The following is a 23,488-nucleotide window of genomic DNA, read 5'->3' on the forward strand; positions in this document are numbered from 1 at the left end:
CCCGCCGGCCAGTCGGTGGCTTCCGTGCGCTCCCGCCTGCTCGCACGGGTACCAAAAACGGGACCGGTATTCGGACTCCATTCGAGGAATGGGGCGATGACGGCGTAAACCGGACGGACAGATCGAGATTCAAGATGAGGGGCGCGAGCGCAAGCGAGTGGTGGGCCCGGTTGGGTGGAGGCCGGTCGCGTAGCGACGCGAAGCATGGCTTCGCGAGGCCGGAACGGCGTGCGCCGACAGGCGCGCGACAGGGATAGTCCGACCTGCCCGGCGCGAGCGCAAGCGAGTGGTGGGCCCGGTCGGACTCGAACCGACGACCAAGGGATTATGAGTCCCCTGCTCTAACCAACTGAGCTACAGGCCCGGGTGCTCGGGTGGGTTCGCAGCGGGGCCGCAAACGGATGCGGCGCCATTCTACCCCGAGGGGGCAGGGCGCCGCATAGTGGAGGGGCGGCCCGTCTGCGGGACGGGCGCGAGGTACCGGTTATTCGGCGTCCATGTAGGTGCGCAGCAGTTCGGCGCGGGTCGGGTGGCGCAGCTTGCGCAGGGCCTTGGCCTCGATCTGGCGGATGCGCTCGCGGGTCACGTCGAACTGCTTGCCGACCTCCTCCAGGGTGTGGTCGGTGTTCATGTCGATGCCGAAGCGCATGCGCAGGACCTTGGCCTCGCGCGGGGTCAGCGTGGACAGGATCTCGCGGGTGGCCTCGGTGAGGCTTTCCTGCGCGGCGGACTCGGTCGGGGAGGCGACCTTTTCGTCTTCGATGAAGTCGCCCAGGTGGGAGTCCTCGTCGTCGCCGATCGGGGTCTCCATGGAGATCGGTTCCTTGGAGATCTTCATCACCTTGCGGATCTTGTCCTCGGGCATCTCCATGCGCTCGGCCAGCTCTTCCGGCGTGGCCTCGCGGCCCATCTCCTGCAGCATCTGGCGGGAGACGCGGTTGAGCTTGTTGATGGTCTCGATCATGTGCACCGGGATGCGGATGGTCCGGGCCTGGTCCGCGATGGAGCGGGTGATGGCCTGGCGGATCCACCAGGTGGCGTAGGTCGAGAACTTGTAGCCGCGGCGGTATTCGAACTTGTCCACCGCCTTCATCAGGCCGATGTTGCCTTCCTGGATCAGGTCGAGGAACTGCAGGCCGCGGTTGGTGTACTTCTTGGCGATGGAGATCACCAGGCGCAGGTTGGCCTCGACCATTTCTTTCTTGGCGCGGCGGGCCTTGGCCTCGCCGATGGACATGCGGCGGTTGATCTCCTTGATCTCGGAGATGCTGAGGCTGGCCTCGCGCTCGATCTCGGCCAGTTTCTTCTGCGTGCGCACGATGTCGTCCTCGAGATCACCGAGGGCGTTGACGTACTTGCCCTTGCCTTCCTTCTGGACTTCCTGGATCCAGTTGAGGTTGGTCTCGTTGCGCGGGAAGCCGTCGATGAAGGTCTTGCGCGGCATATGCGCCTGGTTCACGGCCATGTCCATGATCCGGCGTTCGTGCTTGCGGATCCGGTCGATGGTCGTGTGCAGTTCCTGGGTCAGCTGGTCGACCACGCGCGGCACCAGCTTGAACTCCATGAAGTACTTCGCGGTTTCTTCGCGCGCGGTGGCATACGCTTCCATGTCGCCGGCCTCGAAGGCGGCGTGGGCGCGGGCGTGCAGTTCGCGCAGTTTCTCGAAGCGCCGGCGGGCCTCTTCGGGGTCGGGCCCGTTGTCCACCGGCTCGCCGGCCTCTTCGTCGGCTTCGTCCACGGCCTCGGAGATGGCGTCCAGTTCGGGCGAGGCGGCCTCTTCCTTCTTCGGCTGAGGCTGCTCCTTGACGTCGACCTCTTCGGCCAGGCCACGGGCGACGGCCTCGCCATTGGTGCCGTCGGGCTCGATGAAGGACACCACCAGGTCGGTCAGGCGGCTGCCGTTCTCGACGATCTGGTCGTAATCCTTGATGAGCTTGTCGATCGCGCCGGGATGGTGGGCCAGCGCGAACAGGACCTGCATCAGGCCCTCTTCGATGCGCTTGGCGATGCGGATCTCGCCCTCGCGGGTGAGCAGCTCCACGGTACCCATCTCGCGCATGTACATGCGCACCGGGTCGGTGGTGCGGCCGAAGTCGCTGTCGGCGGAGGCCAGCGCGGCGACCGCGTCCTCGGCGTCTTCGTCGGCGGACACCGAGCCGTCGGACAGCAGCAGGCTGTCGGCGTCCGGGGCCTGCTCGTGGACTTCGATGCCCATGTCGTTGATCATCGCGATGATGTCTTCGACCTGGTCGGAGTCGATGATGGTTTCGGGCAGGTGGTCGTTCACCTCGGTATACGTGAGGTATCCCTGCTCCTTGCCCTTGGCAATGAGTTCCTTGAGCTGGGATTGCTGCTCTTCACGGTTCATCGCGATCTGATCTCCGAGGTTCGTCGTTCGGCTTCGAAAAGTGAACCCTGCATTATAGCAGAAGTGTCTTATATTGCTCGCCCCGTGAGGCGCGCGAAAAATGGTTCGTGCAATCAAGTGGATGCGGGCACGAACGGGGATTTCAAGGGGCCATGGGCTGCGGCTGCGGCTGCGGCGCGGTCTCGCCTTCAGCCCTGCAGGATGGAGGTGAGACGCGCGAGTTCGTCGCGTTGTTCCGTATCCAGACTCCCGGAAGCGGTGAGTTCACGGATGCGTTCGCGGCAGTGGCGCCGCAGCAGCTGGTCGGCGGCGTCCAGTGCGACCTGACGGGTCATCCCGTCTTCGCCGTCGTGCAGCTCGGCGCTGGCCAGCGACAGCAGGCGTTCGAAGCGCGGGTGTTGGCGGAATCGTTCCAGCAGCCGCGCGGTATCCGGCCGCGGCTGCTCGCCCAGGGCTTCCAGCAGTCGGCCGAGGGTGCCGGAAGCCTCGCCGCTGGCGGCCGCCAGCTCGCGCAGGGCGGGTGTGTCCCAGTCCAGTTCCGGGTGCTGCAGGATGCGCGCGAGCAGGGCGGCCCACAGGGTCGTGCTGCGGCGCCCGCTCGAAGGCGCGGATTCGCCGCGGGGACGACTGACAGGCGGGCCGTACGGCGAAGGCGTTTCTTCGGGAGGGCTCGCAGGGCCGGTTGTGGCGCGCCCGGCGGCCCCTGCGGCTGCGTAGCTGGCGCTGCCGCTGGCCGTCTCGGTCTGCAGCTGTTCCTCCAGGCGCTCGCGCGGGAGGTGGCTCTCCTCGGCGACGCGTTCGCACAGCAGTTCGCGGAACAGCGGATCGCGTGCGGTGGCGATGCGGCGCACCGCGGCGTGGGCGAAATGCGTGCGCCCCTCGGCAGTCTCGGTGGGGTGCTCTTCGCGCAGCAGCCGCACCAGGGCCTCGGACAGCGGCAGGGCCTGCTCCAGCAGCCGTTCCCAGGCAGCGAGGCCTTCGCGGCGCACCAGGCTGTCGGGGTCGTCGCCCTCGGGCAGGAACAGGAAACGGACTTCGCGCATGCCCTGCATCACCGGCAGGGCCTGTTCCAGCGCGCGCGAAGCGGCGCGGCGTCCGGCGGCGTCGCCGTCGAAGCACAGGGTCAGGTGGCCGACCTGGCGGAACAGTACGTCGAAGTGGCTGCGTCCCAGAGCCGTCCCCATGCAGGCGACGGCCCGGTGGTAGCCGCTGCGCGCCAGCGCGACCACGTCCATGTACCCCTCGACCACCACCAGGTGATCCAGCCGGGTCTGCGCGCGGCGGGCCTCGAACAGGCCGTAGATGGTCTGTCCCTTGTGGAAGACCGTGCTCTCGGGACTGTTGAGGTACTTGGGCTCGCCGTCGTCGATCAGGCGCCCGCCAAAGCCGGTGACACGCCCGCGCCGGTCGCGAATGGGAAACATGATGCGGGCGCGGAAACGTTCGCGCAGGTCGCCGTTGTCGCGGCGCGCGGCGAGGCCGGCATCCACCAGCTGCTGCGGGGAGAAGCGCTCCGACAGCGTCTGCAGCAGGCCCGATTTCGGCGCCCAGCCGAGGCGGAAATCGCGGGCGGTGGCGCCGTCGATGCCGCGGTTCTTGAGATAGTCGACCGCGCGCGGGGTCTCGCGCAGCTGGCGGACGTAGTAGTCCGCGGCGGCCTCCAGCGCGGCGTACAGTGGCCCGGTGGTGTCCTGGCGCGGGCCGTCGTCGTTTTCGCGCGGGACCTCCAGGCCAGCCTGTTCGGCGAGCTGTTCCACCGCCTCGGGAAAGGCGAGGTTCTCGTAATCCATCAGGAAACCGATGGCAGTGCCGTGCACGCCGCAGCCGAAGCAGTGGTAGAACTGCTTCTGCGGGGATACGTAGAACGACGGGGTCTTTTCGCCGTGGAACGGGCAGCAGGCGGCGTATTCGCTGCCGGCCTTCTTGAGGCTGACGCGCCGGCGCACCACCTCCACGATGTCGGTGCGCTCGAGCAGCTCGTCGATGAATGCCTGCGGGATACGGCCTGCCATGGTCCTCGTCGCCGGACGGGGGAGTCCGCCCCGGGGCCGGGGCGTGGCCGAGCATGATACCGCGCCCGCATCCGCAGGGACCATTGGCCCGCCGGAGATAGCGGTTGGAGCGCCGTATCGCGCAGAGGGCTGCGCTCCTACCCCCCACCCACACAGGGGGCGGGCCCGGGCCGTGGGAGGCCGGCCCTCCGGCCGATCAGGCGCGGGGTCAGCGGTATGGCGGGGCGGAGTCCTCGGCGACGGCGTCGGGGTCGATGCCGGTGTAGAGCTCCTCCACGGGCAGGCTCCATTCCAGCTCGGGGAGCTCCAGGCGGTCCTCGGCGCCGAGGTATTCCGCGGCCCAGCCGGCGTTTCGCCGATAGACCTGGACCGCCGGGCGCTGCTGCTCGACGATCAGGTAGGTGGCGAGGCTGTCGAGCCGGGTATAGGCCAGCAGTTTCTCCCGACGGTCGAGGCGTTCGGTGGCCGGCGAGGCCACCTCGGCAATCACCCGAGGCCGCTCGAGATAGTAGCGGTGACGGTCGTCCGGGTCGCAGCCGACCATGACGTCGGGATAGTAGAACAGCTCGTCGTCACCCAGGCGCAGATGCACCTTCATGTCGGCCATGAAGGTCTGGCACGGACCGCCGCGCAGGGCGGCGTGCAGGGCAGCGAACAAGTTTCCGGCAATCAGGTTGTGATTGCGGCTGGCCCCGCCCATGGCATAGACGGTGCCGTTGACGTATTCGTGCCGGATCTCGGTCTCCAGCTCTCCCTGCAGGTATTCGTCCACCGGCGTGAACGCCCGGGCGTTGGCCATTCCCATCGGCTGCCTCCGTACCACGAATGCCGTGACTGCCTCCCAGTATTGCGCTGCGGGCAGGCCGCGTCCAGTGGCGCACGATGCCGCCCGGGCGTGACGGCTCCGCCCGCAAACAGAACGGGCCCCTTGCGGGGCCCGTGACAGGTCAACGTCCGTTGGCCGGGCCCGCTCAGGCCGCCTGGCGCAGGTTGGCCAGCAGACCGCTGAGTTCGGCGGCCTTGGGTTTGACCAGCCAGAAGGAGCCCTGCCAGCTGTCGAACTGTTCGAGGATCTGGCGGCCCCAGGCGCTGTCCGTCTCGTGCACGAACTCGGTGATGAGTTCCTCGAGATAGTTGCGATGGGCCTCCATGTCCTCGGTGTCGAGGCGGTGCAGGTCGATCAGCTCGTTGTTGATGCGGTCGGGGAAGTCGTTCTCCCGGTCGAGCACGAAGGCGAAGCCGCCGGTCATTCCGGCGCCGAAGTTGACCCCGGTGCCACCCAGGATGGTCATCACGCCGCCGGTCATGTATTCGCAGCCGTGGTCGCCGATGCCTTCTACCACCGCGATGGCCCCGGAGTTGCGCACGCCGAAGCGCTCGCCGGCCTGGCCGGCGGCGAACAGCTTGCCCCCGGTCGCGCCGTACAGGCAGGTGTTGCCCATGATGGTGGTGTCCTGGCTGGCAAAGCCCGAACCTTCCGGCGGGCGGATCACCAGCTTGCCGCCGGTCATGCCCTTGCCGACGTAGTCGTTGGCGTCGCCTTCCAGGTACAGGTGCAGGCCGCCGGCGTTCCAGACGCCGAAGCTCTGTCCGGCCGTGCCCTGCAGGCGTACCTGCAGCGGGGCTTCGGCCATGCCCTGGTTGCCGTGGCGCCGGGCAATCTCGCCGGACAGCCGCGCGCCGATGGAGCGGTCGGTGTTACTGCACTTGTAATGGTGCTCGCCGCCGGCCTTGTTTTCGATGGCGTCGAGCATGTCGGCGACCATCTTTTCTGCCAGCTCGGCCTTGTCGAACGGCTCGTTCTTCGGCTCCTTGCAGAAGCGCGGCTTGTCGTCGAGGTCGCCGGTCTCCAGCAGGCGGTCGATGGCCAGGTGCTGCTGCCGGGGCGTTTCGCCCGGCAGGACTTCGAGCAGGTCGGTGCGGCCGATCAGGTCGGTCAGGCTGCGCACGCCCAGTTTCGCCATCCATTCGCGGGTCTCGCGGGCGACGAACTGGAAGTAGTGCATGACCATCTCGGGCAGGCCGATGAAGTGGTTCATGCGCAGCACCTTGTCCTGCGTGGCGACACCCGTGGCGCAGTTGTTCAGGTGGCAGATGCGCAGGTACTTGCAGCCGAGTGCGACCATCGGCCCGGTGCCGAAGCCGAAGCTCTCCGCACCGAGGATCGCGGCCTTGATCACGTCGAGCCCGGTCTTCAGGCCGCCGTCGGTCTGCAGGCGCACCTTGTCGCGCAGGTCGTTGCCGCGCAGGGTCGCGTGGGTCTCGGCCAGGCCCAGTTCCCAGGGCGTGCCGGCGTACTTGACCGAAGTCAGCGGGCTGGCGCCGGTGCCGCCGTCGTAACCGGAGATGGTGATCAGGTCGGCATAGGCCTTGGCCACGCCCGCGGCCACGGTGCCGACGCCGGCCTCGGAGACCAGCTTCACCGAGACCAGCGCATCCGGGTTGACCTGCTTGAGGTCGAAGATCAGCTGCGCCAGGTCTTCGATGGAATAGATGTCGTGATGCGGCGGCGGCGAGATCAGGGCCACGCCCGGATTCGAATAGCGCAGCTCGGCGATCATCTTGTTGACCTTGTGGCCCGGCAGCTGGCCGCCTTCGCCGGGCTTGGCGCCCTGGGCGACCTTGATCTGCAGCACCTCGGCGTTGACCAGATAGTGCGGGGTCACGCCGAAGCGGCCGGAGGCCACCTGCTTGATCTTCGACATGCGCTCGGTGCCGTAGCGGGAGACGGCCTCGCCGCCCTCGCCGGAGTTGGAGCGCCCGCCGAGGCGGTTCATCGCGGTGGCGAGAGCCTCGTGGGCCTCCGGCGACAGCGCGCCCAGGCTCATGCCGGCGGAGTCGAAACGCGGCAGGATGTCGGCCTCGGACTCGACCTCGTCGACTTCGATCGGCTCGATGTCCTCGCGCGGCTTGAGCAGGTCGCGCAGGGTCGCCACCGGACGTTCGTTCACCAATGCCGCGTATTCCTGGTACACCCCGTAGTCACCGGACTGCACCGCGCGGTGCAGGGTCTGGATCACGTCCGGATTGTAGGCGTGGTATTCCCCGCCGTGGATGTACTTCAGCAGCCCGCCCTGCTTGGGCGCCTTGCGCGGATTCCAGGCACGCTGTGCGAGGATGTCCAGGTCTTCCTCGATATCGGCAAAACGGGTGCCGCGGATGCGACTGGTGGTGCCCTTGAAGCAGGTCTCCACGACCTCGTCGGCGAGACCGACGATCTCGAACAGCTGGGCCCCGCGGTAACTGGCGATGGTCGAGATGCCCATTTTGGAGAGGATCTTGAACAGGCCCTTGTTGATCCCCTTGCGATAGTTCTGCGCCAGGGTAAGGGCGTCCACCCCGGGGATCTCCCCGGATTCGCTCATGCCGTGCAGCGCGGAGTAGGCGAGATAGGGGTAGATCGCGGTCGCGCCATAGCCGATCAGTACCGCGAAGTGGTGCGGGTCGCGCACGGTGGCGGTCTCGATGACGATGTTGGCGTCGGTACGCAGGCGCGCGGCGATCAGGGCGTGATGCACCGCGCCTACCGCCAGCGGCGCGGGGATCGGCCGGCGCTCGCTGTCGATCGCGCGGTCGGACAGGACGAGGATCACGGCGCCATCGCGCACGGCCCGGACCGCATTTTCGGTCAGCTGCTTGATCGCCGATTCGAGGTCGAGGCTCTGGCGGTCGTAATTGAGGTCCAGCCGTTCCACGCGGAAGGCATCTTCGGTCTGATTGCACAGCTCGCGGAACTTCACCTCGGACAGCACCGGGGAATCCGCCACCAGCCGGTGGGCGTGTTCCGGGGTTTCCTCGAACAGCCCCTGCTCGCGGCCGAAGCAGGTCTCCAGCGACATCACGATGCTCTCGCGCAGCGGGTCGATCGCCGGGTTGGTGACCTGGGCGAACTGCTGGCGGAAGTAGTCGTACAGCGAACGGGTCTGCTGCGACAGCACGGCGAACGGGGTGTCGTCGCCCATCGAGCCGACGGCCTCCTGGCCGGCCTCGGCCAGCACGCGCAGGACCTGGTCGCGCTCCTCGAAGGTGACGTCGAACAGTTTCTCGTAGGTCTCGAGACGCGCCGCCGGCATGGGTTCGCCGGAGAACAGCTGATTGTCATCCAGCTGGCTCTTCAGGTGATGCACCTGCGCGCGCAGCCACTGCCGGTAGGGCTGACGCTTGCGGTTGATCTGGTCGATGTCCTCGGGTTGCAGCAGCTCGCCGGTTTCGGTGTCCACCGCCAGCATCTGCCCGGGCTTCAGGCGGCCCTTGGCGACCACGTCCTCGGGGGCGTAGTCGTACACGCCGATCTCCGAGGCCAGGGTGATGTGGCGGTCCTTCGTGATGACGTAGCGCGCCGGGCGCAGGCCGTTGCGGTCCAGGGTGCAGCCGGCGTAGCGGCCGTCGGTCAGCACGATGCCGGCCGGGCCATCCCAGGGCTCCATGTGCATGGAGTTGTACTCGTAGAACGCGCGCAGATCCGGGTCCATGTGCGCGACGTTCTGCCACGCCGGCGGGACCAGCAGGCGCATCGCACGGAACAGGTCCATGCCGCCGGCCAGCAGAACCTCGAGCATGTTGTCGAGGCTTTGCGAATCGGAACCTTCCAGATTGACCAGCGGTTCCAGCTCGGCCAGTTCGGGAAGCAGTTCGTTGGCGAACTTGTGCTGGCGCGCGACCGCCCAGTTGCGGTTGCCCTGCACGGTGTTGATCTCGCCGTTGTGCGCGAGGAAACGGAACGGCTGAGCCAGGCCCCACTGCGGCCAGGTGTTGGTGGAGAAGCGCTGGTGGAACACGCAGATCGCGGTTTCCAGCTCCGGGCGCTGCAGGTCGGGGTAGAACACCGGCAGGTTGGCCGGCATCACCAGACCCTTGTACGACAGTACCCGCGCCGACAGGCTCGGCACGTAGAACACCGGGTCCGAAGCCATCGCCATCTCCGCGCGCCGCCGCGCGACGTACAGGGCGCGTTCGAAGGCGTCGCCGTCCATCTCCGCCGGGGCGTTGACGAACAGCTGGAGGACGTGCGGCTGGGTGCGCAGGGCTTCCGCCCCGCAGGCGTCGGGGTCGACCGGGACTTCGCGCCATCCGGCCAGGGTCAGGCCGCCGCGGTCGAGGGCGTCTTCCACCGCGGCGCGGGTCTCGGCGATCGCCTCGGGGTTGATGAACACCAGGCCGGCGGCGAAGCGTTCCGCCAGCGCGATGCCCGCTTCATCCGCGATCTGGCGCAGGAACGGTTCGGGGGTCCGCATCAGCAGGCCGCAGCCGTCGCCGGTCTTGCCGTCGGCGGCGATCGCGCCGCGATGTGTCAGCCGTTCGAGAGCCCGTATTGCAGTTTCCAGTACCCAGTGACTGGCCTGCCCGTCCATGTGTGCGATGAGGCCGAATCCGCAATTGTCGCGTTCGAATTCGGGGCGATGGAGGGTGCCGGTCAGTCGGGTCTGCTGCATCGATAGGCCTCCGGTCGTGGTGCGTATGCACCAGGCTGGAAAAAGGGGCGCAGGAATATACCGGAATGATCGTGTTCCGGCAAACCGGAGGGTGCAATTACACGCGCAGGTGGAGTGGACAGCCTTGCCCGGGGGGGTCAGCGGCGGGCCGCCTCCTGGACCGAACCGATGGAGCGAATCCAGGTGCCGGCGTCCCGGGCGCTGTCCGGCAGCTCGGCAGCCGCCTGTTCCGCAGCGCCCCGGTCGGGGAAGGCGCCGGCGAGGATCACGACGTAGTCGTTCCCGCCCGTGCGGGTGGGGATGTAGCGGATGCCACCGAGATTGTGGCGGTCTGCGTATTCGCGCGCGGTGTCCATGTCCGGCGCGGCCACCAGCTGGATGGTCATGCGCGAGGCATCCTGACCCTCGAGCCATTCCAGGTCGCCTTGCAGGCGCTCGTCGTCGCCCTCGGCGTCGGCCAGGGCTTCGGTGGTCTGATCGGCCGGCTCCGGCTCCGGCTCCGGCTCCGGCTCGGGTTCCGGCTCCGGCTCCGGTTCGGGCTCCGGCTCGGCTTCGGGGGGCGGGCCCGGCTCTTCCGGTGTCTCCGCCGGTTCGTCGGTGGCTGGCGGGGGCAGGATGGGCTCCGGTTCCAGCCGAGCGATCTCCGGTGACGGCTCTTCCGCTTCGAGGGGCGGATCCGGGGCCGCTTCCCGCTCGTCCGGGCGTTCCGGCAGGGGCAGTTCCACTCGTTCTTCGTGTTCCGGGGCGTGCTCGGGCGAGCCGGTCAGCAGTTGCCACAGCAGCGGCGCGGCGATCCCGAAGGCCACGGTGGCGGCTACGGCGGGAACGAACCAGCGCTGGTTCCAGAACGGTTGTGCTTCGGCCGGTGCGAGAGCCGGCTCCTCCGCTGTCGTTTCCGCGTCGGCGTCCGAGGCGTCGCGCTCGCCGCGCAGGGCGAATGCGGCCGGGGTGAAATCGTCGCCGTCGCGGCTCGCGCGGAGGCTTTCTCCGGGGGCGGGTTCGGCTCCGGATGGAGCACCGGCCTGCTCCTCGGGGCGGGTGCCGGACGGCGCCGCTCCGGATGGCGACGCGGATTCCGCAGCATCCCGCGCATCCCCGGCATTGGCGGTGGCTGCCTGGCCGGCGGACGCGCCCGCGGGGGGCGCAGTCGTGCCCGGTGTCGGGCGACATTTCGCTTCCAGCAGGATCCGCGCCTCGCGGTTGAGGGCGCCCGCGAGCCCCTGGCTGTCGGTCTGCAGGCGCTGCACGGCCTCGCGCGGGAGTAGTGCATCCGGGTCTTCGGCGCCGGCGGCCAGCAGGCGATGACGCAGGTAGGCGGCGGTCTGTTCGAGGTTGAACGCGCGCAGGCTCAGGCGGGTCAGCTGGTCCTCGTCTCCCGGGTCCGGCAGGTACAGGCGGCGGCGCAGGAGTCCCGCGCCGCCGACCAGTACGATGCGCGGTGCGCGACCATGCTGCTCGAGGATCTCCGAGCGCATGCGCAGCAGGTTGTTGACGATGTCGGTGCCCACCAGGTGGGCGTCGTCCATCGCGATCACCGGTACGAATCCGTCGACCACCCGCTGGGCGAGCAGTTCGGTCAGCGAGCGATCGGGGTCATCCGCGTTCTGCGAGCGCAGGTAGTTGCGGATGGTCAGGTCTACCGACTCGAAATGGGTGTTGATGCGTGCCTTGAAGGCGATGAGTTCGTAGCCCTCGGGCAGCATGCCGAGCAGGCGCATCAGCTGCAGGCTGCGGCCGGAGCCGTTGTCGCCGGTCAGCAGAACCACGGCACCGGGGTGCTCCAGAGCCTGTCGTGCGGATTCCAGGACACCGTCCAGCAGCGGATCGGTGTACAGGAAGTCCGCGTCGGGCACCTCCGCGAACGGGTCGGTGCGCAGGCCCAGCTGTTCCAGGCATTGGTCGCGGAGTGCCATGGCGGTCAGGTCAGGGTGCCGAGGTCGAACAGGCGGTGATGTTCGCGGATGGCGTGACGGTCGGTCATGCCGGCGATGTAGTCGGCGATGGCGCGTTGTTGTCCATGCGGATCATCCTCGCTCAGGGCGCGGGCGTGGCGCTGGTAGTGCTCCGGCATCAGGCGCGGGTCGCGGTCGAAGGCGGCGAACAGGTCAAGGATGATCTGGCGCGCCTTGTGCATTACGCCATGGACCTGGTGATGCCGGTAGAGGTTTTCCCGCAGGAAGGTCTTGAGCGTGCGGTTGCGTTCGGCCATCTCCGGGCTGAAGCGGATCAGCGGACCGCTCTCCGCGCGCACGGCGTCGATCGATTCCGGGCTGCTGCTCTCGATCGCGTGGCGGCTGGTGGTGACCAGGTCCTGGACCAGGGTGTCGATCATGCGCCGCACGGTTTCGTGCTGTACGCGGCGGGCCTCCAGCCTCGGGTAGCGCGCGCGCACCGCGTCGAGGCAGTCGCGGAACAGCGGGACTTCCATCAGCTGGTCCAGCTGCAGCAGGCCGGCGCGCAGGCCGTCGTCGACATCGTGATTGTTGTAGGCGATCTCGTCGGCGACGTTGGCCAGCTGGGCCTCCAGCGATGGCTGGCCGCGCTGCAGAAAGCGCACGCCCACCTCGCCCAGGATGCGGGCGTCTTCCGGCGAGCAGTGCTTGAGGATGCCCTCGCGGGTCTCGAAGGTCAGGTTGAGGCCGTCGAAGTCGGCGTAATGCGCCTCGAGGTGGTCCACGATCCGCAGCGACTGCAGGTTGTGTTCAAAGCCGCCATGTTCGCGCATGCAGTCGTTCAGGGCGTGCTGCCCGGTGTGGCCGAACGGGGTGTGGCCCAGGTCATGGGCCAGCGCGACCGCCTCGGTGAGGTCTTCGTTGAGGCCCAGGGCGCGGGCGACGGAACGCCCGATCTGCGCGACCTCCAGCGAATGCGTGAGGCGGTTGCGGAACAGGTCGCCCTCGTGGCTGATGAATACCTGGGTCTTGTACTCCAGGCGGCGAAACGCGCTGGAATGCACGATGCGGTCGCGATCACGCTGGAACTCGCTGCGGTGGCGCGGGGCGTCTTCCGGATGCCGGCGGCCGCGTGTCCGCTCCGGGTCGGCCGCCCACGGGGCGAGGCCGACGCCGTTCGGAGTGCGGGCAATCGAGGCGGTCTCAGGCGGCACGGGCGGTCTCGTCGAGGGTGTGTTGCAGGGCGTTGTCGTCGAACTCGGCGGTCAGCTCGGCGGCGCCCAGCCCGCGCAGCAGCACCAGCCGCAGGCGCCCTTCGCTGACCTTCTTGTCGATCCCCATCAGTTCGCGGAAGCGGGCGGCATCCAGTTCCGCCGGCGGGTAGGTGTCGAGGCCGGCGCGGTGGATCAAGGCCTCGGCGCGCGCGGCGTCGGCCGGGGCCAGCCAGCCCATGCGCGCGGACATCCGGGCGGCCATGGCCATGCCGGTGCCTACCGCCTCGCCGTGCAGCCAGGCGCCATAGCCCATGCCGGTTTCAATGGCGTGGCCGAAAGTGTGGCCGAGGTTGAGCAGGGCGCGGCGGCCGGATTCGCGTTCGTCCGCGGCGACTACTTCGGCCTTGCAGGCACAGGAGCGGCGGATGGCGTGGGCCAGCGCCTCGGGTTCCAGGGCGAGCAGGCGGTCGAGGTGTTCTTCCAGCCAGGCGAAGAAATCCGCGTCCTGCATCAGGCCGTACTTGATGACTTCGGCGAGACCGGCGCGCAGCTCGCGCGTCGGCAGGCTCTGCAGGCTGTCGGTGTCGATGACCACCGCGCGCGGCTGGTGGAAGGACCCGATCATGTTCTTGCCCAGCGGGTGGTTGACCCCGGTCTTGCCGCCCACGGAGGAGTCGACCTGCGCCAGCAGGGTGGTCGGGACCTGAACGAAGTGGATGCCTCGCTGGTAGATCGCGGCGGCGAAACCGGCGATGTCGCCCACCACGCCACCCCCCAGCGCGACGATGCGGCTGCCGCGGTCGAAGCGGGCCTCCAGCAGCCGGGTCAGGATCTGTTCGACCGTCGCCAGCGTCTTGTGCGATTCGCCGTCGGGCAGCTCGATCCACAGGGGCTCGCCGCGCACTCCGGCCGCGGTCAGGCTGGCGCGCAGGCGCTCGCCATACAGTGGCCCCACGGTACTGTTGGTGACGACTGCGACGCGCCGCCCCTCCAGCACCGGAGCGAAATGCTCGGCCCGCGCGGCCTCGCCGGGGCCAATGTGGATCGGGTAGCTGCGTTCGCCCAGTTCGACGTTCAAGATTTCCATGGAGTCATCATAGCGTGCACGTCGCGTGCTCGTAAGTCAGGCTCGCGAACGTGCACATTGATCAGCGTTTCCCGAGTCACGGGCTTTTCCAAAGGGGCTGTCCTGGATTATCATGCTCCGTTCTGCATGGCGGGCGTGTGTGCCGGCCATGGCTTAACGTACACCGTTTCGTCGAAACCAATGCTGTAACCGGAGATTGTATGCCGCACGTTCGAGTCCGCGAAAACGAACCCTTCGAGGTTGCCCTGCGCCGTTTCAAGCGCACCTGTGAAAAGGCCGGTGTGGTGGCCGAAGTCCGCCGCCGCGAGTACTACGAGAAGCCCACGGCCGAGCGCAAGCGCAAGGCGGCCGCCGCGGTGAAGCGGCAGCTGAAGAAGAATTCGCGCGACATGACCCGTCGGCCGCGGCTGTACTGAACTCCGCGGAGCCCCGGCCCGACCGGGCCCGTGGCTCGCGCATGAATCCTTGCGAGGAGGGATGCCGAATGTCGCTGAAGGCCCGGTTGCAGGATGACGTGAAACAGGCCATGCGGGCTCGGGAACGGGACCGCCTGGCGATACTGCGTCAGATTCAGGCGGAAATCTCCCAGTTCGAAGTCGACGAGCGCCGCGACGCAGACGACGACGCCGTGCTCGCGATCCTCAATCGCATGCTGAAGCAGCGGCGCGATTCCATCGAGCAATACCGTCAGGGCGGGCGCGACGATCTCGCCGACCGTGAGGCCGCGGAGATTGCCGTGGTGGAGGCCTACATGCCCGAGCCGCTGGACGACGCCGCGCTGGATGCGGTGATTGCCGAGGTCATCGCCGAGACCGGGGCCGAGGGCCCGGGTGACATGGGCCGGGTGATGGGCGTACTCAAGCCGCGGGTCTTCGGGCGTGCCGACATGGGTGCCGTCAGCGGCAAGGTCCGCGCAGCACTGGGGAAATCTTGACCCCGGACGGGCCCGTGTCAAATGTAGTCCTCGTATGACCTGCCGCGCCGGTGCCGGGCCCTCCGGCCGTTGTGGCCCCGACCCCGTTTCGTTGGAGCGACTGACCCATGGCGACCAATCCGATGCAGTTCCTGGACCTCCCGCGCCAGGACCCCCAGAAGACCCCCGCGGAAATCCGCATCCACGAGTTCGGCGAGATCATCGGCCAGTTCGATCCCGCCACCGCCGGCCAGCAGGCCGGGCGCTGCCTGGCCTGCGGCAATCCCTATTGTGAGTGGAAGTGCCCGGTCCACAACTTCATCCCCAACTGGCTGAAGCTGGTCGAGGAAGGCAATCTGTTTGCCGCCGCCGAGATGTCGCACAAGACCAATTCCCTGCCGGAGGTCTGTGGCCGGGTGTGTCCGCAGGACCGCCTGTGCGAGGGTGCCTGCACCCTGAATGACGGCTTCGGCGCGGTCACCATCGGTTCGGTGGAGAAATACATCACCGACGAGGCGCTGAAGGCCGGCTGGCGGCCCGATCTGTCGGATGTGGTGCCGACCGGCAAGCGGGTCGCGGTGATCGGCGCCGGGCCGGCCGGTCTCGGTTGTGCCGACATCCTCGCGCGCAATGGTGTCGAGGCGGTGGTCTATGACCGTTACCCCGAGATCGGCGGGTTGCTGACCTTCGGGATCCCCCCGTTCAAGCTGGAAAAGAACGTGATCCGCACCCGTCGGGAACTGCTCGAGGGAATGGGCGTGGAATTTCGCCTGAATACCGAGATCGGCCGCGACGTGGAGTTCCAGGCGCTGCTGGACGAATACGACGCGGTCTTCCTCGGCATGGGGACCTACAACGCGATGCAGGGCGGTTTCCCCGGTGAGGATCTGCCCGGGGTCTATCCGGCCCTGCCGTTCCTGGTGTCCAACATCCGCGAAGTGATGGGCTGGGAGCACGACGAGAACGGTTTCGTCGACATGGCCGGGCAGCGGGTCGTGGTCCTCGGCGGCGGCGACACCGCAATGGACTGCAACCGCACCTCCATTCGCCAGGGCGCCACCTCGGTGACCTGTGCCTACCGCCGTGACGAAGAGAACATGCCGGGCTCGCGCAAGGAGGTCGTGCATGCGCGCGAGGAGGGCGTGCAGTTCGAGTTCAACGTGCAGCCGCTCGAGATCGTGGGCGACGACAAGGTCGAGGGCGTGAAGGTCGTGCGCACCCGGATGGGTGCACCGGACGAGCGTGGCCGGCGGCGTCCCGAGCCGGTGCCGGGTTCCGAGTACGTGATTCCCGCCGACCGCGTGCTGGTGGCTTTCGGCTTCCGCCCGTCACCATCCGACTGGTTCGGCGAACACGGCATCGACATCGACGAGGGCGGCCGCGTCCGTGCGCCGGAATCCGGCCGGCACGCCTTCCAGACCGCCAACGAGAAGGTCTTTGCCGGCGGCGACATGGTCCGCGGCTCCGACCTGGTGGTCACCGCCGTCTTCGAGGGCCGCCAGGCCGCCGAAGGCATTCTTGAATACCTCGGCGTCTGAGGACTGCATGGCCCAGGAACTTGAAAACGACCGCCTCCTGCGGGCACTGGCCCGCGAACCGGTGGATCGCCCGCCCGTCTGGATCATGCGTCAGGCCGGTCGCTATCTGCCCGAGTACCGCGAGACGCGGGCGCAGGCCGGCAGCTTCATGAGCCTCTGCCAGAATCCGGAGCTGGCCTGCGAAGTCACCATGCAGCCACTCCGCCGTTTTCCGCTGGATGCCGCCATCCTGTTTTCGGACATCCTCACCATCCCCGATGCCATGGGGCTGGGTCTGTACTTCGAGACCGGCGAGGGACCGAAATTCCGCGATCCGGTGCGCAGCCCGGAAGCCATCGAGCGGCTGCCGGTCCCCGACCCGGAGGATTCGCTGGGCTATGTGACCGATGCGGTGCGTCTGATTCGGCGCGAACTCAACGGCCAGGTACCGCTGATCGGCTTCGCCGGCAGCCCGTGGACCCTCGCCACCTACATGGTCGAGGGGGGCAGCTCGCGCGATTTCGCCGAGACCAAGCGCCTGCTGTATGGCGATCCGCAGGCCATGCATGCGTTGCTGCAGAAGGTGGCCGACGCGGTCACCGAGTACCTGAATGCGCAGATCCGCGCCGGGGCTCAGGCGGTCATGGTCTTCGATACCTGGGGAGGTGCGCTGACACCGCGCAGCTACCGCGAATTTTCGCTGGCGTACATGCAGCGCATCGTCGACGGCCTGATCCGCGAGAACGAAGGCCGTCGCGTCCCGGTGACCCTGTTCACCAAGGGCGGCGGGGCCTGGCTGGAGGCGCAGGCCGACACCGGCGCGGATGGCCTGGGCCTGGACTGGACGATCGAGATCGGCGAGGCCGCGCAGCGCGTCGGCGACCGTGTCGCCCTGCAGGGCAATCTCGATCCCTCCGTGCTGTATGCCCCGGAAGCCGTGGTGCGCGAGGAGACCCGGCGTGTTCTTGACGGCTTCGGTCGCGACACCGGCCATGTCTTCAATCTCGGGCACGGCGTGCACCCGGCGATCGATCCGGATCGTGTGGCGGCGATGGTCGACACGGTGGTCAATTACCGCCGCGCCGACTGAGCCGGGAACGGCACCGAATCACCTCTCCCGCTCCGGGAGGGGTGCGGGCGCATCAGAGGCGTTCCGCCTCGCGACCCTCCGTCAGGAGGCGTTCCACTTCTCCGGCCCCGGCCCGGGCCATGGGTTTGCCGTCCACCGGCGAGGGTGGCGCCTGGCGGATCCCGTCCAGCGGAAAGATCGTCAGTTCGACCTCGGTGTCGTCCGGCCCGCGGAAGGCGATGAAGGGCACGCGCTGCTCGCGGCCCTGCCGGCTGCGGTAGCGGCGCTCGCCGGTTTCGCAGTGGATACCGCGGTCGGCCAGGTCGATCAGCACCTCTTCCACGGTCTCGGCGAATCCGTGCAGATTGATCACCGGGAAGCGTTCGATCATCCCCGTGAGCAGCGGTCCGACCAGGCGCGGCTCCAGATGCGACAGGCGCTGCATCACCTGCAGTGCCGCCGCAAGGCGGTCGCGATACGCCTGGCGGCTCTCGTCGGTCGCGAACAGCCGGCTGCGTTCCAGTGCGGCATCCTGGATTTCGATGTTGGCCGGCATGTCGTGGCGTGCGTCCACACCCAGGTGTTCCGCGGCCTTGCGCTTGGCCAGGCCGAAATCGCGGATGCCCTCGTCGAGCAGGATTCGCCCGGCTTCCTGGGCGAGTTCATGACGCAGTCGGGAGCCGTTGCTGCTCATCGTCAAAATACCGATTCGGGTTGCTGGTCGCGACCGTTGCGGTCGTCCCCCGGAATGCTGCGCGAACGCTCGGGAATTTGCTGCGGGAGCAGCCATTCGGTGGTTGCGCGGCTGTCACCGGCGTCGGGGGCGCGCCCGCCGTCGGGCAGGATGCCCACGCGTACCAGGTCGTCCGGCCGTTCCGGAAGGCTTTCTTCGGTGTCCGCCAGGGCGCTCCCCATGAAGCGGGTCCATATTGGCAGGGCGGCCCGCCCTCCGCTCTCGCGGCGGCCGAGCTCCCGGTTGTCGTCGAACCCGATCCACGACGTCGCCACCAGTTCGCCGTTGAATCCGGCGAACCATGCGTCGCGATAGTCGTTGGTGGTGCCGGTCTTTCCCGCCAGGTCCGAACGGCCCAGCTCCTGCGCCCGCCGTCCGGTGCCGGCGTCCACTACGTGTTTCAGCATGCGGCTCATCTGCCAGGCCACGCCGGGCTCCAGGACCGGCACCGGGTCGCGTTGCTGCAGGACCGTCTCGCCGGTGGACAGCGTCAGGTCCTGCCCGGGCGGGTTGTCGCAGGGCGGCGCGCAGCTGCGGGATGCGGGTGCCTGATAGAGCAGCTCGCCATCCACGGTTTCGATCCGCGAAATGATCCAGGGGCTGTGCAGTCGCCCGCCGCTGGCGAACACGCCGTAGGCGGTGTTCAGCTGCAGAGGGGTGAGTGAACCGGTGCCCAGCACCATGGAAAGGTTGCGCGGCTGGCGCTCCGGGTCCAGCCCGAAACGTCCCAGCTGATCGTGCACGTTCTCAACGCCGATCGTGTCGAGCAGGCGGATCGAGGCGAGATTGCGCGAATGCGCCAGCGCGCTCTGCATCGGCGTGTCGCCCTGGAACTGGCGCGAATAGTTCTGCGGACGCCATTCCGCCCCCAGGGCCGGGTCATCAAACACCATCGGGGCGTCCACCAGCGTGCTGCGTGGCCGGTAGCCCTCGCGCAGCGCCAGGGCATACACCAGCGGCTTGAAGGCCGAACCGGGCTGGCGCTGTGCCTGCACGGCCCGGTTGTAATGGTTGTCGAAAAAGTCGAAGCCACCGGCCAGGGCCAGAATGGCGCCGTCCTCCGGCGACTGGGCGATCAGCGATCCGGTCACTTCGGGTTTCTGTGCCAGTCGCCACCCGGATTCTTCATCCGCCCGGATCCGGATGACGTCCCCGCGCCGGAGGTCCGGTGAATCCGCCCATGCCAGACCCTCGGCTGTCAGTTCGACCTCCCCGATGCGGCCGCCGTCGACCCGCAGGGAGCCGTCGTCGCCGGTCTCCAGCACCGCGGCCGGATAGAGAAGGCGTCCGTGTATGCCCAGGTTTCTCAGGGCGCGTTCGCGGGCGTCGGCCGTGGCCATCTGTTCGTCGGACAGCTGCGTTTCCGGACCTCGAAAACCGTGACGTTCGTCATATTTCAGGAGGCCGGCGCGCAATGCCTGATTGGCGGCCTCCTGATAGTCGGGGTCAATCGTGGTGTGCACCTGCAGCCCGCGCCGATAAGCGTCTTCTCCCCAGAGGTTGACGACGATCCGGCGGGCATCCTCCGCCACCCAGTGAGCGTCGATCTCGGTCTGTGCGGTGTGCCGTTCCGACATCACCGGCCGCTCCACGGCCGCCGCGTGCTCCTCGGCGGTGATGGCGCCGGTGTCCAGCATCCGGCCGAGGACGTAGTCACGGCGGATGCGCGCACGCTCCGGACTGGTCACCGGGTTGGTGGTGGACGGTGCCTTGGGAAGGGCCGCCAGAATGGCGATCTCGTCGAGTTCCAGCTCGTCCAGCGAGCGGCCGAAATACACCCGTGACGCCGCTTCCACGCCGTAGGCGCGCTGCCCGAGGTAGATTTTGTTCAGATAGAGTTCCAGGATCTCGTCCTTGCTGAGTTCCCGTTCCAGCCGGATGGCCAGAAAGATTTCCCGCAGCTTGCGCTCGTAGGTGCGGTCCCGGGTGAGGAAGATGTTGCGGGCAAGCTGCATGGTGATGGTGCTGCCCCCCTGGGTTCGTTCCCCGGTGCTCACCAGATTGACCGCGGCACGCGCCAGACCGAAGACATCGATCCCCGGGTGGCGGAAGAACCGCTCGTCCTCGGCAGCCAGAAAGGCCTGGATCACGGGCTCGGGAACATCCTCGATCTCCACCGGAATGCGCCTTTCTTCCGCGAACTCCCCCATCAGGCTGCCATCCGCCGCCCGGATCTGCAGCGGTGTCTGCAACCGCACCTCGCGTACGGCTTCCGGTTCGGGTAGTGTCGGGGCGTAATAGGCGTACAGCCCGAGCAGCGCCGCCGAGCCGGCGATCACGAGGGTCAGGGTTATGGCCGCCAGAGCGGTGACAGACTTCACAATCCGGTGCATGACTCTAAATTTTGTGGGGGGAAGGTGAGGGATTGCCTTCAGAAGGATTTGCAACCCCGAAAACGTCATGTATATTAATCGTTGCTAGCATTCGAGATTGTAACGCTACCAGCTGCAATCATCGGGGTATACAGGGGGATGTGTGCTGAATCTCGGAAAATCCAGGCCCGCACTGCTGGGCGTTGATGTCAGTTCGGCGGCCGTCAAGGTCCTCGAGCTTGGTCGACACGGAAAGGGATATCGGGTCGAGGCATTCGCCGTCGAGCCGCTGCCGGACGGTGTCATGGTCGACAAGGTCTGCCAGGACACCGAAGCGGTCGGTGCAGCGCTTGGACGTGCAGTCAAACGCTCCGGTTCCCGTCTTAAACAATGCGCGATGACCGTACCGTCCTCGGCCGTCATCACCAAGACCATCCAGCTGTCCGCCAGCCTCAGCGACTCGGAACTGGAAGGTCAGGTGTTCGTCGAGGCGGACCAGTACATCCCGTACACCCTGGAAGAGGTCAACCTCGACTTCCAGGTCCTGGGGCCCAACGAAAAGAACCCTCAGATGCAGGATGTCCTCGTCGTGGCCTCGCGTCGCGAGAACGTGGAATCACGTATCGCCATCGCCGAGGCGGCGAAGCTCTCGGTGGAGCTGGTCGACGTCGAGGCCTATGCCATCGAACATGCCTCCGAACGCCTGATGGAGCATATCCCCGACCGGGAGAACAAGCCGATGGTCGCCATCGTGGACGTCGGCTCGTCGGTGACGGCGGTCTATGTCGTCTCTCAGACCGAAGGTGTCGTGTACACGCGCGAGCAGAATTTCGGTGGCCGGATGCTCACCGAAGAAATCATGCGGCGCTACAACATGAGCTACCAGGAAGCCGGATCGGCGAAGATGAGCGGCGACCTTCCCGCGGATTACGTCAGCGAGGTCCTGGAGCCGTTCAAGCAGACGATGATGGATCAGATCCAGCGGCTGCTGCAGTACTTCTATGTGACCCGGCCCCAGGACACCATCGATCACGTGCTGCTGGGCGGCGGCTGTGCCGCCATCCCCGGAGTGGACGAAATGCTGGAGGAAGTGACCTCCACGCCCGTTTCGGTAGCCAACCCCTTCCGCGGGATGGCGCTCTCCCGTCGCATCAACCAGCAACGCTTCACCAATGATGCGCCGGCCCTGCTGACGGCCTGCGGCCTGGCACTGCGGGGGCAAACATCATGATCTATGTCAATCTGCTTCCCTGGCGCGAACGTGCTCGCGAACAGCGGCGCAAGCAATTCTTCGTCTCGGTCGGCGTGGCCGCAGCGGTGGGTGTGGTGCTGGCGTTCGGCGGTTATACCTACATGGAATCCCTGATCGACCATCAGGAAGATCGCAATCAGGTGCTCGAAGAAGAAATCCGCGAGCTCGACCGCAAGATCGCCGAGATCGAGGAACTCGAAGAGAAACGCGAGGACCTCGTGGCGCGGATGGACGTCATCCAGACCCTGCAGGCGCAGCGTCCCGAGGCCGTCCACCTGTTCGACCAGATGGTGGTGACCCTGCCGGACGGCACCTACGTCAACGAGATCACTCAGGACGGCTCGCGTATTCAGATTCGCGGCCTGTCGGAATCCAACACCCGCATCTCCGCGATGATGCGCAATCTGGATGACTCCCCGTGGCTGGGCAGCTCCAACCTGCAGATCATCGAAACCCGCGAGGAAGGCCGTATCCAGGTGAGGGATTTCCGCCTCGACGCACGGCAGACCCGGCCGGACAATGGCGAGTAGGGAGACTGCCCAATGGACCTGAAGAACCTCAACGAGATCGATTTCAACAACATTGGCGAGGCACCCTGGATCGTCAAGGGGGTGATCCTTCTGGTGATCATCGCCGTGATCCTGGGCCTCACCTACTATTTCGTGATCGACGACCAGCTCAGCGATCTGGAACGGGCGGAGCGCGAGGAACAGCAGCTGCGTGACGAGTTCGAGGATAAGCAGCAGCGTGCGGCCAACCTCGACGATTACCGCGAACAGCTCGCGGAAATGGAAGACATGTTCGTGGAGCTGCTGGAGCTGCTGCCGACCAGCGCGGAGATCCCCAGCCTGCTGGTGGATGTGTCGCAGACAGCGCTGCAGACCGGCCTGGAAATCGAGCTGTTCGAGCCGCGTTCCCACCGCGAGCGGGATTTCTATGCCGAGGTGCCGATCCGGCTGCGGCTGCGGGGCGACTACGAGGAACTGGCCGAATTCGTCAGTGGCGTCTCCTCGATGCCCCGCGTGGTCACCATGCACGACATGCGCATCCGCCGCGCGGGTGACTCGGACTTTGATCTGGTCATGAACGCCGAGGCGCGAACCTACCGCTATCTGGAGGACAACTGATGAGTCGGATCTCCGTCAGCCCCCGGGTACGGATCCTGGCGGTCGCCGTGCTGGGCGCGGGCCTGCTGGGTGGCTGCGCCCAGGACAAGAGTGACCTGCACAACTATATCGCCGAGGTCCACGAACGGCCGGGTTCGGGCATCGAACCGATCCCGACGCTCGAGCCCCATGAGCCCTACCTGTATCCGGGGCATACCCGTTCACCGTTTGACTCCAGCGTGATCGAACAGCCTCAGATCGCGGAGGACGAGGGCGAGCCGGGCGATGCCGAAATCGATCCGGACCGGCCGCGGGAATACCTGGAGAGCTACCCGCTGGATTCGCTGTCCATGGTCGGCACCCTGGAGCGCGACAACATGCGCTATGCCCTGGTACGGACTCCGGACCGCTCGGTGCAGCAGGTCACGGTGGGCAACTGGATGGGCCAGAACCACGGTCAGATCGTCGCAATCACGCCCACCCGCATCGAGCTGGTGGAAGTGGTTCCGGATGCCTTCGGCGGGCACATCGAGCGCGACAATTCCATCGCCTTGCAGCGGGCCGAAGATCGGTAGGATCCC

General features: G+C 67.2%; 17 protein-coding genes and 1 tRNA gene. 8 read left to right on the forward strand and 10 right to left on the reverse strand.

What is annotated here, in order from left to right; all coding sequences use genetic code 11:
- Window positions 1-287 precede the first annotated feature (287 nt).
- The 8 genes from D893_RS00085 to aroB form a co-directional block, all read right to left on the reverse strand.
- A tRNA-Ile gene (locus D893_RS00085) sits at window positions 288-364 on the reverse strand.
- Window positions 365-484: 120 nt separating this feature from the next.
- Entirely contained in the window at window positions 485-2,368 is a 1,884-nt protein-coding gene (gene rpoD, locus D893_RS00090) for an RNA polymerase sigma factor RpoD (protein ID WP_110618807.1), read from the reverse strand.
- 188 nt (window positions 2,369-2,556) lie between these two features.
- Window positions 2,557-4,380, reverse strand: a complete 1,824-nt coding sequence (gene dnaG, locus D893_RS00095) for a DNA primase (protein ID WP_110618809.1) — start codon at window positions 4,378-4,380, stop codon at window positions 2,557-2,559.
- 208 nt (window positions 4,381-4,588) lie between these two features.
- Window positions 4,589-5,185 (reverse strand): Uma2 family endonuclease, encoded by a 597-nt coding sequence (locus tag D893_RS00100; protein WP_018946782.1) that lies wholly within the window; start codon window positions 5,183-5,185, stop codon window positions 4,589-4,591.
- Between the two features lie 166 nt (window positions 5,186-5,351).
- On the reverse strand, window positions 5,352-9,812 hold the full coding sequence (gene gltB, locus D893_RS00105; protein WP_110618811.1) for a glutamate synthase large subunit: 4,461 nt from the start codon (window positions 9,810-9,812) through the stop codon (window positions 5,352-5,354).
- A gap of 137 nt (window positions 9,813-9,949) precedes the next feature.
- Window positions 9,950-11,725, reverse strand: a complete 1,776-nt coding sequence (locus D893_RS00110; protein WP_110618813.1) for an SPOR domain-containing protein — start codon at window positions 11,723-11,725, stop codon at window positions 9,950-9,952.
- Between the two features lie 5 nt (window positions 11,726-11,730).
- Window positions 11,731-12,918 (reverse strand): deoxyguanosinetriphosphate triphosphohydrolase, encoded by a 1,188-nt coding sequence (locus D893_RS00115; protein WP_018871001.1) that lies wholly within the window; start codon window positions 12,916-12,918, stop codon window positions 11,731-11,733.
- The gene (aroB, locus tag D893_RS00120) at window positions 12,908-14,005 is read right to left on the reverse strand and encodes a 3-dehydroquinate synthase (RefSeq protein ID WP_110618814.1); all 1,098 of its coding nucleotides are present in this window, start codon (window positions 14,003-14,005) and stop codon (window positions 12,908-12,910) included. Before aroB ends, D893_RS00115 begins: the two co-directional genes overlap by 11 nt.
- A 200-nt stretch (window positions 14,006-14,205) precedes the next feature.
- On the opposite strand from aroB, the gene rpsU reads away from it, so the two are divergent.
- The 4 genes from rpsU to hemE all read left to right on the forward strand — a co-directional run bounded on the left by rpsU (window position 14,206) and on the right by hemE (window position 17,525).
- Window positions 14,206-14,421, forward strand: coding sequence for a 30S ribosomal protein S21 (gene rpsU, locus D893_RS00125; protein ID WP_018870999.1), 216 nt, complete (start codon window positions 14,206-14,208; stop codon window positions 14,419-14,421).
- Window positions 14,422-14,489: 68 nt separating this feature from the next.
- Complete coding sequence (locus tag D893_RS00130; protein WP_018870998.1) at window positions 14,490-14,939, forward strand: GatB/YqeY domain-containing protein; 450 nt, start codon at window positions 14,490-14,492, stop codon at window positions 14,937-14,939.
- Between the two features lie 107 nt (window positions 14,940-15,046).
- Window positions 15,047-16,456, forward strand: a complete 1,410-nt coding sequence (locus tag D893_RS00135) for an FAD-dependent oxidoreductase (protein WP_018946786.1) — start codon at window positions 15,047-15,049, stop codon at window positions 16,454-16,456.
- A 7-nt stretch (window positions 16,457-16,463) separates the two neighbouring features.
- Window positions 16,464-17,525, forward strand: coding sequence for a uroporphyrinogen decarboxylase (hemE, locus tag D893_RS00140; RefSeq protein ID WP_024329098.1), 1,062 nt, complete (start codon window positions 16,464-16,466; stop codon window positions 17,523-17,525).
- A gap of 52 nt (window positions 17,526-17,577) precedes the next feature.
- On the opposite strand, the gene D893_RS00145 is transcribed toward hemE, so the two are convergent.
- Together D893_RS00145 and D893_RS00150 are read right to left on the reverse strand one after the other, a co-directional pair.
- Complete coding sequence (locus tag D893_RS00145) at window positions 17,578-18,198, reverse strand: hypothetical protein (RefSeq protein WP_024329097.1); 621 nt, start codon at window positions 18,196-18,198, stop codon at window positions 17,578-17,580.
- A 2-nt stretch (window positions 18,199-18,200) separates the two neighbouring features.
- On the reverse strand, window positions 18,201-20,570 hold the full coding sequence (locus tag D893_RS00150; RefSeq protein ID WP_110618817.1) for a PBP1A family penicillin-binding protein: 2,370 nt from the start codon (window positions 20,568-20,570) through the stop codon (window positions 18,201-18,203).
- A 142-nt stretch (window positions 20,571-20,712) separates the two neighbouring features.
- Here D893_RS00150 and D893_RS00155 point away from each other — a divergent pair, with 142 nt between their 5' ends.
- The 4 genes from D893_RS00155 to D893_RS00170 are packed head-to-tail and all read left to right on the forward strand — an operon-like array spanning window position 20,713 to window position 23,482.
- The gene (locus D893_RS00155; RefSeq protein WP_024329095.1) at window positions 20,713-21,780 is read left to right on the forward strand and encodes a pilus assembly protein PilM; all 1,068 of its coding nucleotides are present in this window, start codon (window positions 20,713-20,715) and stop codon (window positions 21,778-21,780) included.
- Window positions 21,777-22,331 (forward strand): PilN domain-containing protein, encoded by a 555-nt coding sequence (locus tag D893_RS00160; RefSeq protein WP_018946791.1) that lies wholly within the window; start codon window positions 21,777-21,779, stop codon window positions 22,329-22,331. Before D893_RS00155 ends, D893_RS00160 begins: the two co-directional genes overlap by 4 nt.
- Window positions 22,332-22,343: 12 nt before the next feature.
- Window positions 22,344-22,928 carry a type 4a pilus biogenesis protein PilO gene (locus D893_RS00165; protein WP_024329093.1) on the forward strand — a complete coding sequence of 195 codons (585 nt, stop codon included), beginning with the start codon at window positions 22,344-22,346 and terminating at the stop codon, window positions 22,926-22,928.
- On the forward strand, window positions 22,928-23,482 hold the full coding sequence (locus D893_RS00170) for a pilus assembly protein PilP (protein WP_018946793.1): 555 nt from the start codon (window positions 22,928-22,930) through the stop codon (window positions 23,480-23,482). Before D893_RS00165 ends, D893_RS00170 begins: the two co-directional genes overlap by 1 nt.
- Window positions 23,483-23,488 lie beyond the last annotated feature (6 nt).

It is taken from the genome of Thioalkalivibrio sp. ALE21, from assembly GCF_003208255.1.
GTDB lineage: Bacteria > Pseudomonadota > Gammaproteobacteria > Ectothiorhodospirales > Ectothiorhodospiraceae > Thioalkalivibrio > Thioalkalivibrio halophilus.